The organism is Parabacteroides sp. TM07-1AC (assembly GCF_003480915.1).
Taxonomy (GTDB): Bacteria; Bacteroidota; Bacteroidia; order Bacteroidales; family Tannerellaceae; genus Parabacteroides; species Parabacteroides chongii.
Genome location: NZ_QUKD01000010.1, coordinates 35423 through 48415, shown reverse-complemented (window position 1 = coordinate 48415; position 12993 = coordinate 35423). Strand labels below are relative to the sequence as shown.

General features: G+C 46.8%; 10 protein-coding genes and 1 riboswitch. Of the genes, 5 read left to right on the top strand and 5 right to left on the bottom strand.

The features are described 5' to 3' along the window. Positions 1 to 7: 7 nt before the first annotated feature. Together DXD68_RS18360 and DXD68_RS18355 are read right to left on the bottom strand one after the other, a co-directional pair. Positions 8 to 1126 carry an efflux RND transporter periplasmic adaptor subunit gene (locus DXD68_RS18360; protein WP_199715749.1) on the bottom strand — a complete coding sequence of 373 codons (1119 nt, stop codon included), beginning with the start codon at positions 1124 to 1126 and terminating at the stop codon, positions 8 to 10. A gap of 26 nt (positions 1127 to 1152) precedes the next feature. Next, the gene (locus DXD68_RS18355) at positions 1153 to 2550 is read right to left on the bottom strand and encodes an efflux transporter outer membrane subunit (protein ID WP_122362959.1); all 1398 of its coding nucleotides are present in this window, start codon (positions 2548 to 2550) and stop codon (positions 1153 to 1155) included. A gap of 231 nt (positions 2551 to 2781) precedes the next feature. Here DXD68_RS18355 and DXD68_RS18350 point away from each other — a divergent pair, with 231 nt between their 5' ends. Then, entirely contained in the window at positions 2782 to 3219 is a 438-nt protein-coding gene (locus tag DXD68_RS18350; protein ID WP_255419290.1) for an FKBP-type peptidyl-prolyl cis-trans isomerase, read from the top strand. A gap of 84 nt (positions 3220 to 3303) precedes the next feature. On the opposite strand, the gene DXD68_RS18345 is transcribed toward DXD68_RS18350, so the two are convergent. Continuing rightward, positions 3304 to 5589 (bottom strand): NADP-dependent malic enzyme, encoded by a 2286-nt coding sequence (locus tag DXD68_RS18345; protein ID WP_122362957.1) that lies wholly within the window; start codon positions 5587 to 5589, stop codon positions 3304 to 3306. Between the two features lie 192 nt (positions 5590 to 5781). Between DXD68_RS18345 and DXD68_RS18340 the strand changes: the two genes are divergently transcribed. After that, the gene (locus DXD68_RS18340; protein WP_122362956.1) at positions 5782 to 7083 is read left to right on the top strand and encodes a zinc-dependent metalloproteinase lipoprotein; all 1302 of its coding nucleotides are present in this window, start codon (positions 5782 to 5784) and stop codon (positions 7081 to 7083) included. A gap of 81 nt (positions 7084 to 7164) precedes the next feature. On the opposite strand, the gene DXD68_RS18335 is transcribed toward DXD68_RS18340, so the two are convergent. Beyond that, positions 7165 to 8832 (bottom strand): formate--tetrahydrofolate ligase, encoded by a 1668-nt coding sequence (locus tag DXD68_RS18335; RefSeq protein WP_122362955.1) that lies wholly within the window; start codon positions 8830 to 8832, stop codon positions 7165 to 7167. 392 nt (positions 8833 to 9224) lie between these two features. Between DXD68_RS18335 and DXD68_RS18330 the strand changes: the two genes are divergently transcribed. Next, positions 9225 to 9677 (top strand): hypothetical protein, encoded by a 453-nt coding sequence (locus DXD68_RS18330; protein ID WP_122362954.1) that lies wholly within the window; start codon positions 9225 to 9227, stop codon positions 9675 to 9677. Between the two features lie 88 nt (positions 9678 to 9765). Here DXD68_RS18330 and cobI read toward each other — a convergent pair whose 3' ends face one another. Continuing rightward, entirely contained in the window at positions 9766 to 10464 is a 699-nt protein-coding gene (gene cobI / locus DXD68_RS18325) for a precorrin-2 C(20)-methyltransferase (RefSeq protein ID WP_122362953.1), read from the bottom strand. A gap of 68 nt (positions 10465 to 10532) precedes the next feature. After that, positions 10533 to 10736, top strand: a riboswitch (cobalamin riboswitch). A gap of 47 nt (positions 10737 to 10783) precedes the next feature. Here cobI and DXD68_RS18320 point away from each other — a divergent pair. Next, the gene (locus tag DXD68_RS18320; protein ID WP_122362952.1) at positions 10784 to 11944 is read left to right on the top strand and encodes an ABC transporter substrate-binding protein; all 1161 of its coding nucleotides are present in this window, start codon (positions 10784 to 10786) and stop codon (positions 11942 to 11944) included. 9 nt (positions 11945 to 11953) lie between these two features. After that, complete coding sequence (locus DXD68_RS18315) at positions 11954 to 12991, top strand: iron ABC transporter permease (RefSeq protein WP_075557692.1); 1038 nt, start codon at positions 11954 to 11956, stop codon at positions 12989 to 12991. The last annotated feature ends 2 nt before the right edge of the window (positions 12992 to 12993 follow it).

The following is a 12993-nucleotide window of genomic DNA, read 5'->3' as shown; positions in this document are numbered from 1 at the left end:
GACGTTCTTATTTTATGGGGGTAATACTCATTCCGTCCCTAACTTTCAATAAAGCGGTGGTGACGTAACGTTCGTTCGGTTCGATCCCGCTGATGACCTGCCGCAACGTGTCGTCCACCAGTTGTCCCGGTTCTATATGGCGGTATCGTACGATATTGGAATCATTGACGATATAAAGGTATTTTCCCAGCTGGTCGGTACCGATGGAGGCATCGCGCACCAGGACGGCGTCTTTCTTCTCGCTGTAAGGGAGGGTGATGGTGACGTATAATCCGCTTTTCAATTCCCCGTCCTTATTATCGAGATTGGCGCGGACATTCAGTGTCCCGGTCGAGAGGTCTACGTTGGGAGAAAGGTAATCCAGCCGGCCTGTGTAGTTCTGCCGTCCGTTATCTCCCAGGTGTACGGAGATTGTTTCGGGAAGTTTCACGGTGGAGTCGTTTTGAGCGGCTGTGATCATCATCTTCATAAACTGGTTGTCCTCGATGTTGAAGTTTACATACATCAGGTCGTCTTTATACACAGTCGCCAGTGTGATAGGTTGGGCCGCTCCGTTTATATAGTTACCGATATCGTAACTGGCTCGGGTGATCCGTCCGTCGAACGGGGCGCGGATATAGCAATAGCTCAGATTGGTCCGGGCGGTGTTCAGTCCGGCTTCCGCATTACGTACGGAGGCTTCCATTTCGGCTACGGTCGATTGGGCCTGCAGGACCTGGATCTGGCTGACAGCCCCGCTTTTTGCCGCTTCTTTCATCCGCTCGTAATTGCTGCGGGCGTAATCGAGCTGCGCTTTGGAGGTTTTGAGTGCCGCCTCTGCCTGTGTCACATTATCTTTATAAGTATCGGGTTCGATCACGAAAATCAGATCTCCTTTTTTCACTTTGCTGCCTGCTACCAGGTGCGAGGTCTGAAGATAACCGTTTACCCGGGCCACTAGGTTGACCATTAATTCTGAGCTCAGATAACCGGGATAATCTTTTGTCAGTGTAATATCTTTGACTTCCGGTGTTGTTACACTGATGGAAGGAGCCTGTGTCTCCGTCGGCTGTTTTTTCCCTTTACACGATGCCAGAACGAATACCGACAAGGTGATTAGACTGTATTTGGCGAATGTCTTTATCATAATTTTCAACTTTCAATTTTTAATTATCAATTACTCCATCCTCCGCCCAGTGCCTGGTAGAGTTGGATCAGATCGAGAAGGGAATTTCCTTTAGCCTGGGTCAGCTGATTCTCGTAGGTGAGCAGAGAGCGTTGGGCATCCAGTACATTTTGGAACGGTGTCAACCCTTGTTTGTAGAGGTCGAGGGACAGGTCGAGTGTCTGTTGTCCCTGGTTGACCACTTCGCGGAGGGCGACGATCTGTTTAATCGAGTTCTTGTACGAGCTCATCGCATTATCGACTTCCTGTACGGAGGTGAGGACGGTTTCATTGAATTGCCTGATCGTCTCGTCCAACTGGGCTTTTGCCAGACGTGTTGCCTGTGCCAGTTTACCTCCCTGAAAGAAATTCCAGGAGATGGCGGGTGCGATTTCGTAGGTCAGGCTGTTGTGATTGGCTATTTTATCGATGTCATGCGAAGCGAATCCGATGGAACCTTTGACGAATATCTGTGGCCACCAGTCGGACTTCGAAGCCCCTAGTGTTGCAGCTTGTGCATTTACCTGGCGTTCGGCAGAGCGTATATCCGGACGGCGAAGCAGGAGATTTGCCGGAAAGCCTATTCCGACTGTTTCGATATAGTCGGGCAGGGGACGGGGGCTGTCGATCAACCCTTTGACATCTTGCGGGTAAAGTCCCATCAGGACGGCCAGTGCATTTGTGTACCGGATGATGCCTGCTTCCAGCATGGGCAGTGATGCTTTGGTGCTGTAATAGACGGACTGGGCCTGTGCTACGTCGAGCTTTGAAACCAGTCCTGTCTCATATCTTTTCTGCGTGATCTCGACGACCGCCTGCTGGGAGAGGCAGTTTTGCGTTACGACATCGACCTCCTGTTGCAGTTCACGCAGATTGATATAAGCGGATGCGACTTGGGCACAAAGGGATACCATGACTGCGTTGTACTCTTCTTTAGATGCTGCGAAGTTTTCTTTCTGGGCTTTCACACGGTTACGGATACTGCCGAACACATCCAGTTCCCAGCTCATGGAGAGCGAAGCGTCGGCATACTGGGTAACTGTCTGCGGCAGGCTGCTGGTGTTGCCGCTGCTCTGCTGCCGGTTCCATCCGGCTGAGAGCCCCAGTGTAGGCGAATAACTGCCCTGTTGTATGCGCAGGTTGGCTTTTGCCATAGCGATACGATCGGCTGCCATCTGCACAGAATAGTTCTGCTTCACGGCTACATCGATCAGGGAATCCAATACCGGATCATCAAAATTCTTCCACCAGTTGTCTTCAACGGGCAAAGTCTGTTGGAAATTACTGTCGTTCTCCTGCCACGCTTCCGGTAATGCGTGATCGAGGTACTTATGTTTCACCTGTGCCGTCAGCGTTATCGGCAGAAAAAGGCAAAGCACAGTATAACACCATGTACTTATGTGCATAACTTTTTTGTTTAGATTCTACACATAAACACAAAAAAGTCATGCTTGGTTTAATAAGAGGCTTATTTTCACCAGACAATAGTCATAGGGGAACTTTTTTCTCGTTTTAAACGAACGAAAACTCGTTTTAAACGGGCTATATACTTGTTTAAAACGAATTTCAGCTCGTTTTAAATGAATTTTATCTCGTTTTAAACGAGATTTAGGGCCATTTTTAAGAAAGCCTTATCTTTGCGCAGTAAAAAAGAAAGATTGACTGAGATGGCAAAGAATAAAAAAGAAGAATATAAGGAGCAGAATCTGCAGTACCTGGAAGAAATCGCTTCGCAGGAAGGTGTGAAAAAGTTGGCGGATGGGGTATTATACAAAGTGATAGAGCAGGGGAACGGGACCGTTTCGCCTCGTTTGGATAGCGTTGTTTCCGTTCATTATCGGGGGATTTTGATTGATGGGCGCGAATTTGACAATTCCTATAAACGGAATTGTCCGGAGGCTTTTCGCTTGAACCAGGTCATAGAGGGCTGGCAGATTGCACTTCAGCAAATGCATGCAGGAGATAAATGGATTGTCTATATACCTTATACTTGCGGATATGGAAACAGGGCTTCCGGTCCGATACCTGCATTTTCTACCCTGATCTTTGAGGTGGAGTTGTTGGGGATCGCTTAATTGAGGTTCAGTCGTTGCTGAAAAATAAAAATGTCCGGATATCATATCTCTATGATCATCCGGACATTTGTTTTATGGGTTATTTTATTCTCCTTTTTCGATCTGTTCCTGTACGATAGCATCTACGACGGCAACAGTAGTCAGGTTGACAATGTCGCGTGTGGAGCTTTCTACGTCGGTGAAGTGGATCGGTTTGTTCAATCCCATCTGGATCGGGCCGATCGTTTCGGTGATACCCAGTGCATCCAGTAACTTGTAGGCACTGTTGGCGGAACTCAGGTTCGGGAATACCAGGACGTTGACATCCTTCCCTTTCAGTTTGTTGAACGGGTACATATCGTCACGCAATTTCTTATCGAGTGCGAAATTAACCTGCATTTCTCCGTCGATCATGATTTCCGGATGGTTCTTGTGCAGATAATCGATCGCATCGTGTACTTTCTGCGGGCTGCCCTGCTTGTCGGAACCGAAGTTGGAATAAGACAACATCGCCATTACCGGATCGTGTGCGAAGAATTTGACTGCATCATGTGTAAGACGGGCAATGTCGATCAATACTTCCGTGGAAGGATGGCGGTTGATCAGTGTATCGGAAATAAAGAAAGTACCTTTCTTACAAGTCATAATGTTCATGGCACCGAAATGCTTATAGGACGGGCGGATACCGATAATCTCTTCTGCCAGTTTCGTTACTTCCGAGTAGCGGCTGTAAACACCGGTCACGAATGCATCCGCATCACCTGTCGCTACCATCATCATACCGAATGCATTACGACCAACCATCTTTTCGCGGGCTTCAGAGAAAGTGACGCCTTCGCGTGCTCTTTTTTCCGACAGGATACGGGCATAACGGTCGCGGCGTTCTTCTTCGCGGTCATGGCGCAGATTGACGATCTCGATGCCTTCCAGGCTGAGGTTCTCTTCGGCTGCCAGTTTTTCCAGTCGCTCTTCATTACCCAACAGGATCGGATGGCAGATGCCTTCGGCTTTCGCTTCTACGGCAGCTTTCAGCATATTGACGTGGTTGGCTTCGGCAAATACGACACGTTTTGGATTGGCTTTTGCCATATCGGTAAAGGAACGAAGCATCTTGTTATCGTATCCCATCATTTCACGCAGATGGTTGGCATAGCCGTCCCAGTCGGTGATAGTCTTACGTGAAACGCCCGATTCGATGGCTGCTTTGGCTACGGCAACGGATACACGTGTCAGCAAACGCGGGTCGAGTGCTTTAGGCAGGATGTAATCGCGTCCGAAAGTAGTACGTTTCAGTTTGTAGGCAGCGTTGACAACGTCGGGAACAGGCTCTTTTGCCAGCTCGGCGATGGCATGGACGGCTGCCAGCTTCATCTCTTCGTTGATCGCTTTGGCATGTGTGTCCAATGCGCCGCGGAAGATATACGGGAATCCCAGTACGTTGTTGATCTGGTTCGGATAGTCGGAACGTCCGGTTGCAAAGATGATGTCTTCGCGGGAAGCCATGGCATCAGCATAGGATATTTCCGGGTTCGGGTTTGCCAGCGCGAATACGATCGGGTTGTCGTTCATACTGCGTACCATGTCCTGTGTCAGGACGTTGGCAACGGATAAGCCTAGGAATACGTCCGCACCTACAACGGCTTCTTCCAGTGTCTTGATATCTTTTGTCGTAGCGAATTCTTTCTTCGACTCGTTCAGGTCTGTGCGATGTGTGGAGATAACGCCTTTACTGTCGCACATGATGATATTTTCTTTGCGTGCTCCCAGCATCACATATAGTTTAGTACATGAGATGGAAGCTGCTCCGGCACCGTTGACGACGATCTTCACGTCTTCGATTTTTTTGCCGGTTATTTCGAGTGCGTTGACCAGGCCGGCTCCTGAGATGATAGCCGTACCGTGCTGGTCGTCGTGCATGACCGGAATATCCAGTTCCGCTTTCAGGCGTTGCTCGATCTTAAAACATTCGGGTGCTTTGATGTCTTCCAGGTTGATACCGCCGAAAGTAGGGGCGATCGCCTTGACTGTCTCGATGAATTTATCGGGATCTTTTTCGTTTACTTCAATGTCGAACACGTCGATGCCGGCGAAGATCTTGAAGAGAAGTCCTTTGCCTTCCATAACCGGTTTACCGGCCAGTGCACCGATATTACCCAATCCCAGGACAGCTGTTCCGTTGGAGATAACGGCAACCAGGTTTCCTTTGGATGTATATTTGTATGCATCGAGCGGATTCTTCTCAATTTCCAGACAGGGCTCTGCTACACCGGGTGAATAGGCCAGTGATAGATCGGTCTGTGTACTATAGGGCTTTGTCGGGATTACTTCGATTTTTCCGGGCTTGCCTTCGGAGTGATACCGAAGTGCTTCCTCTTTTGTTACTTTTGCCATAGACTTATGATATTAGTAGATTCAGTTCATGTTTTGAAATCGACCACAAAAGTAACAAATTATTAGATATATAGTGCTGAATGCTTACAATTAGTTGGAAATAATTGCTTTTATCCCCGGTGTTTTTTCAGGTTGCGGAAAAATAATTATCTTTGCTTTCCTGTCTAATGAATGAAAAGAATATAAATCAATATGAGAATCAAATATTTGTTTCTGCTGATTATCCTGACCGGCTTTTGGACCGGGTGTAAAGATTCGGAATTGGATTCGCCGCCCATCGATCTTTCCGAATCAGAGTTTAATGATGTCAGCAATGAAGGGGCTACATTAAAACTGGAAATCACAACCGGTTCGACCTGGACGGCTTCTTCCGATGTGGATTGGTGCAGGCCGCTTCCGGAAAAGGGCACGGGTAATCAATCATTGACGATAGCGGTTGAGGGTAACCTGGAGACGACGCAAAGAACAGCTACCGTGGCAATAGTCAGTGGCGGAACAGAAAAGAAGATACAGATTCATCAGAATGCTGCCACAGGAGAGTTACATTACAAGCTACCTGTCATTTTCCATGTTTTGTATAAGGATCAGTCGGACCGGCTTCAGTATGTCAGCCAAAGCCGTTTGGCGGAGATACTTACTGCTGTTAACAAACTCTACAACGACAATGCTAAAAGTGTAGATATGAATCTCTCTTTTGTGCTTGCCGCATCAGATCCGGCCGGGAATACTTTGAGCACTCCAGGGGTAGAGTATATTCAATACACGGAAGAGTATCCGATCGACTGTGATGAGTTTATGAATGACGAATCCGGTAAATATGTCAAATATTTGTGGGATCCTAATCAATATATCAATGTGATGATATATAATTTTAAAGACGATGCGACTACAAATTCTACCACATTGGGGATTGCCCACATTCCTTTCTCAACAACGGGCAGTAACTACCTGGAGGGACTTAGCGAAACCAAGCAGTCGTATCTCGAACTCGCTAATCTGAAGTTTCCATATAGCGTATCTGTTAATAGCTTGTTTATTAATGATCAATCCAGTCAAACCCAATATAGTACTGCTGATATTACAGTTACTTTGGCCCATGAACTAGGTCATTATCTGGGGTTACACCATGCTTTTTCAGAAGATGAGAAAGGAGTGGCAGACGATTGCATCGATTCTGATTATTGCGATGATACACCGACATACAACAAGGTAAAATATGATGCTGATTACGCTTATATTGCTCAATATGAACCGTCGAAGTTTACATTTGATTATTTGGTGAGGCGGACGAATTGTAGCGGTATAACATTTACTTCTTATAATATTATGGACTATTCGGTCTCTTATTCCGACCGGTTTACGGATGATCAGCGTGACCGTATCCGTCACGTCCTGACGTATAGTCCGCTTATTCCGGGGCCTAAGAAAGGAGTTACCAAGACACGTTCGGCAACTGCAACTCCGCTTGATTTGCCGATACGCGTGATAAAGTAACTGTCGTTATCTGACAAATAAAAAACCGGGCAACAGGATGTCATCTCCTCGTTGCCCGGTTTTTTATTATTGGAATATGTATCAGCTCAGTCCTTCGACCAGTCCGTTGACGATGTCGATCCGTTTTGCCTGCGGGTCTTTGGGAAGTCCCGGCATACGCATGATCTCGCCCATGATGACAACGATCATTTCGGCGCCGTTGTTGATGACGATGTCACGTACCTTCAGTTCGAAATTCTTCGCAACGCCGTAGGCTTTCGGGTCGGAAGAGAATGAATATTGGGTTTTTGCGATACAGATAGGATAGTGGGAGATTCCCAAACTTTCGATCTGTTTGATCTTTTTATCTGCCAGTGTCGTATAAGTAACCGATGCTGCGCCATAGATTTCTTCAGATACTTTCCGGATTTTATCACGTACGTTATCTGTATCTTCGTAAATAAGTTTCAGCGGGCCTGACGGCTTGTTTTCGATTGTATCTACTACCAGTTTAGCCAGTTCCACGCCACCGTCTCCGCCTTCTGCGAATACACTGTTCATGGCAAAACCGACACCCAACTCTTTACAATGCTCGGCAACCAGGGCGATTTCTTCGTCTGTATCGGTTGCGTAACGGTTGAAAGTAACGATTACTTCCTGACCGAAACGTTTCATGTTAGCTACGTGTTTGTCGAGGTTGGCAAATCCGTTGCGCAGACCTTCGATGTTCTGTTCCTTGATCTGTGATTCCGGAACGCCGCCATGCAGTTTCAAGCTTTGTGCCGTAGCGACGATAACAGTCAGCTTCGGTTTTAATCCGGCTTTACGGCATTTGATATCGAAGAACTTTTCTGCACCCAGGTCGGCACCGAAACCGGCTTCTGTGATGACATAGTCTCCGTAAGTAAGTGCCATCTTTGTGGCGATGATCGAGTTACAGCCGTGGGCAATGTTGGCGAACGGACCGCCGTGTACGAATGCAGGGGTATTTTCCGTTGTCTGTACGAGGTTGGGCAGCAGGGCGTCTTTCAGCAATACGGTGATTGCTCCTGCTACACCCAAGTCATTGACTGTGAACGGTTGGTCGTCGTAGGTATATCCCAGCAGGATATTACCGATGCGGCGCTTCAAGTCTTCCAGATCGGTAGCCAGGCAAAGGATTGCCATCATTTCGGAAGCAGGAGTGATGTCGAATCCGGTTTCTGTAGGCACGCCGTTGGCTGAGCCGCCCAGACCGGATACGATGTTACGCAGGCTACGGTCGTTTACATCGAGTACACGTTTCCATTTGATCTCTTTCAGACCTTCGCAGGTATGGCGGGTCTGATAGATATAATTGTCCAGCAACGCTGTGATCATATTATGAGCGGAAGTAACGGCGTGGAAATCGCCGGTGAAATGCAAGTTGATGTTTTCCATCGGCAGGACCTGTGCGTATCCGCCGCCGGCTGCTCCACCTTTCATACCGAAGCATGGACCCAGTGAGGGTTCACGCAGCGCGGCAACTGCTTTTTTTCCGATCTTGTTCAGTCCCAGGGCCAGGCCGATAGATACGGTTGTTTTACCGATACCTGCTTTGGTAGGCGTAATGGCCGTTACCAGGATCAGGTTATGTTCTTTGATTTTCTCTTCATCGATCAGATGAAGGGGCACTTTGGCGATATACCGACCATAGTTTTGTACTTCTTCGCGCGGAATACCCAAACCTGTGGCTACTTCCTTTATTTTACGAAGGGAGACTTCTCTTGCAATTTCTATATCCGATTTCATGTGCTTATGTAAGTTTAAGAGGCAACAAAAGTATATTATTTTTAATTAAATAACAAAATGATAGTATGAAAGGTTGTGAAGCTGGATAACTACGTGTTATTTGTGTTATATTGATAAAAGTTACTAAAAATAGAGTGAAAATGACTGTTTGGTAAGTAAAGTTCGCGTTTTTCGTGTTATTTGTAATCTTCGGTTGACAATATCGGCGCATTTAGACAGCTTCTGTCTTAAAGTATTTTAAAATATGGATTAAAGATTGCTGTATATGATAATTTGTCTAATTTTGCATTGTCACGATAATAAAATGAAGCTAACAGCAAGTTTATGGTGATAAAAAGAAAGTGTATAACAATTTTAAAAACTTCGGTTTATGTAATTAAGGAGATTTGATTATGACAACAATGAGATTTAGTATGGCAGGTGTAGCCGCAAGAGAAGCAGAAACAGGATCATGGTTAAGAACAATTGCAGATTGTTTGGGGATCCGTATGTTTTCGAAGATGAGTCCTTCGGTAAGTACAAGTAATGTTGGTTGGGATACCACCAAACAGAAAGAAATTCAGGATCTTCATCACTATGCCGTCCGTAACTTGATCCCAAAGGCTGGAATTTATCAGATGAATCTGCTTGAATCGCTGGCGCAGTCGGCTTCCATCTATTCACCGGAAGAAGTAGAGTCTCTTTATACTGAAACGAATAAAAAGATAGAGGAGATCAGCTGTCATATTTCAGGGGTGTTGGTAAGTGCACGGGAGTTGTGCAAGTCGGGACACCAGAACTGGGAGTCGGTTCAGTCGCTTCGCTATCATATGAACCGCCTGAGCGGTATTATAGAATCTGCCTAGTTTTTGCAAAACAATATCGGAATAGATCGTATCTGTGAATATCCCCTTCATTTCCGGAAGCTGTCAAGCCTCCGGATTATGGAGGGGATTATTGTATGATCATCAGTGAGAAATAGGGATACGCTTTATCCGCTATGACTTTTCTATCGGACGTGTAATATTCTTTCTCTGTCCCCACATTTTCAAAGTAATGGAATTGTGTTTGCGGATGCTTGCGGATACATTCGTGTACGGCATCCACGCATTGTGATAGTTTCATGATGACGATGACATATCCGGCGTTTATCTTTTCGCTCAGTTCTGCGGCAGAAGGTGTACCGGGAATGACAACGATTTGCTCTTCCTGTTTGACGATATGCAAGCCTGCCAAAGCTCCGGCAGCAATGAAAGCCGGAATACCGGCAATGCGTTGTACGGCAATCCCTGCACCTGTAAATTTATCGTATATGTATTGTATGGACGAATAAAAGCCGGCATCGCCCTCAGCCACAATGACGATCTGTTTGCCTTCTGCATATTGGGTTGCAGCTTCGTTGTAGAGGGTATCGTAGACTTTCCAGGCCTCCGTACGGTCTTTGCTCATGGGGAGTATAAAGCAGTGGATAGCCGTTTCATTTATCTCCAGGGCGCGTACGATATCAGCGGCACGTGAAATGCTCTCGCGTTGTCTGTTGCGGGTGGCGGGACAGTAGATAATATCTGCTTTCTGGAGTTGGCGGAGACCTTTCACCGTGATAAGTTCCGGTTCACCGGGACCTAATGATACAAAACTGATCGGATAAGTCATTTTATTCTTGTTTTTTTATTTGGGATGCAAATGTGCTGAAAATAGTGTAAAGTTGCAAACTTCTTATTACTTTTGCGCTCAAAATCGGTTCTGTAAAACTCCTGTTCATGGAGACAGATTAAAAGGGAACCGGGTGTAAATCCCGGACAGTCCACGCTGCTGTGAAGCTTTATAAACATCCTGATAATACCTTTTGCCACTGGTCTTTGCGATCGGGAAGGCATTCGGGATGGAAGTAAGTCAGAAGACCTGCCATTTTTTGCATAACGATTGTCCTCGTGGGTTTGGACGGTTTGTGTCGGATAAAAACAAATAGAATATGAATAAGTATTTAGTCGGTGGCTGCCTGTTAGCGTTAATGGCTACATCGTGCGCATCGAAAGGAAATCAGCAGGAGAAAGAGAATGCATCGTCGCAACAAACGATTACGGCGGATAGGATGGTCCAGGTTAAACCTGAATATGCCGAAGGTTTTCAGTTGACCTATGCCGACGGTTATGTCCTGGTAGATATACATGACCCGCAGAATGAAGAAAGCACGCATTTCCTGTATGCATTGGTTCCCCGCGGGACGAAGCCGGAAGGTCTTCCTGCTGATTATACGGTGATCGAAACACCTGTGCGCAGTGCCATTTGTATGACCTCCCTGCAGCTCTCCAATTTCATTAAGTTGGGAGCGGAGGATAAGGTGGTCGGTATCACGAGTACGCGCCATCTGTTTAATAAGACTATCAATGAACAGTTGAAGGAAGGAAAGACAGCGAAGATCGGGATCGAAGGTAATTTCGATAATGAGGTGATTATGAGTATCAATCCCGACCTGATCCTGATCTCTCCCTTTAAACGTGGCGGATACGAGACGATGAAAGATGTCGGTATCCCTCTGATTCCTCATCTGGGATATAAAGAAATGACACCGCTGGGACAGGCTGAATGGATCAAGTTTGTCGGTCTGTTACTTGGGATAGAGCAGGAAGCCAATGATAAATTCTCAGCTATAGAAAACCGCTACAACGAACTGAAAGAGCTGACTGCCGAAGGTAAAGTGCAGAGACGTCCTATCGTGTTCAGTGGCGAAATACATGGTGGTAACTGGTATGCGGTAGGAGGAAAGAGCTTCCTTGCACAGCTTTTCAAAGATGCCGGCGCTGATTACTTTTTGAAAGACGACGATCGCTCCGGCGGTGTGACGCTCGACTTTGAGACCGTCTATAACCAGGCGGATGAAGCCGATTACTGGCGTATCGTAAACAGCTATCCGGGAACATATACTTATAAATCGCTGAAAGATCAGGATCCTCGTTATGCAGACTTCCGTGCCTTCAAGGAAAAGGGTGTGATCTATTGCAACATGCGGGAGAAACCTTTTTACGAAAGCATGCCAACCGAGCCGGAAGTTGTATTGGGCGATTTATTGCATATCTTTCATCCGAATCTGCTGCCGGATCACACGCCTGTCTATTATGATTTACTTAAATAAATAGGGACGATGAAGTATTCTAATACTATCCTGATGCTTTTGATCCTTGTCTCGATCGTCGTGTTGCTGTTTCTGAATCTAGTGTTGGGATCTGTTTCGATTCCCTTCCATTCGGTTTGGAATATCATCTGCGGCAATGGTGACGAACCGGTCACCTGGCAGAATATTATTTGGAAATCACGTTTCCCGCAGGCTTTGACGGCTTTGGTTGCCGGAGCCGGATTGGCAATCAGCGGGCTTCAGATGCAAACCGTATTCCGTAACCCTTTGGCGGGACCTTCTGTGTTGGGTATCAGCTCCGGTGCAAGTATGGGAGTCGCCTTCGTTGTCTTGCTGAGCGGAAGCCTGGGTGGCGTGGCGTTGAGTAAGCTGGGCTTTATGGGGGAGATTGCCTTATCGATTGCGGCCATAGTCGGTTCCTTGTCTGTCATGGCACTGATCGTTTATGTCTCGCAGAAGGTAAAAGGGAATGTGACGCTATTGATTATCGGAGTGATGATCGGCTATGTGGCAAATGCCGTGATAGGTGTGTTGAAATTCTTTAGTGTGGAAGAAGATATCCGTGCTTATGTAATCTGGGGGCTGGGAAGTTTCTCACGTGTCTCCGGTAATCAGATGATGCTTTTCGTAGCGATTATGGCTATCTTGATCCCCCTTTCGTTCCTATTGATAAAGACATTAAACCTGATGCTTCTCGGCGACGGTTATGCCCGTAACCTGGGACTGAATATCAAACGGGCACGTCTGCTCGTTATCACCTCTGCCGGTGTATTGACTGCTATCGTGACCGCTTACTGTGGTCCGATCGTCTTCCTGGGACTTGCTGTTCCTCACCTTTGCCGTGCCATTTTCCAGACATCCGATCATCGCATACTGATGCCCGGTGTCTTATTTGTGGGGGCAGCCCTGGCATTGGCTTGTAACCTGATTGCACGTATGCCGGGATTCGAGGGAGCTTTGCCGGTCAACTCGGTAACCGCCTTGGTCGGTGCTCCGGTGGTTGCTTCCGTATTATTCCGCAGACGTAAAAACGAACTGAACGAATGAGT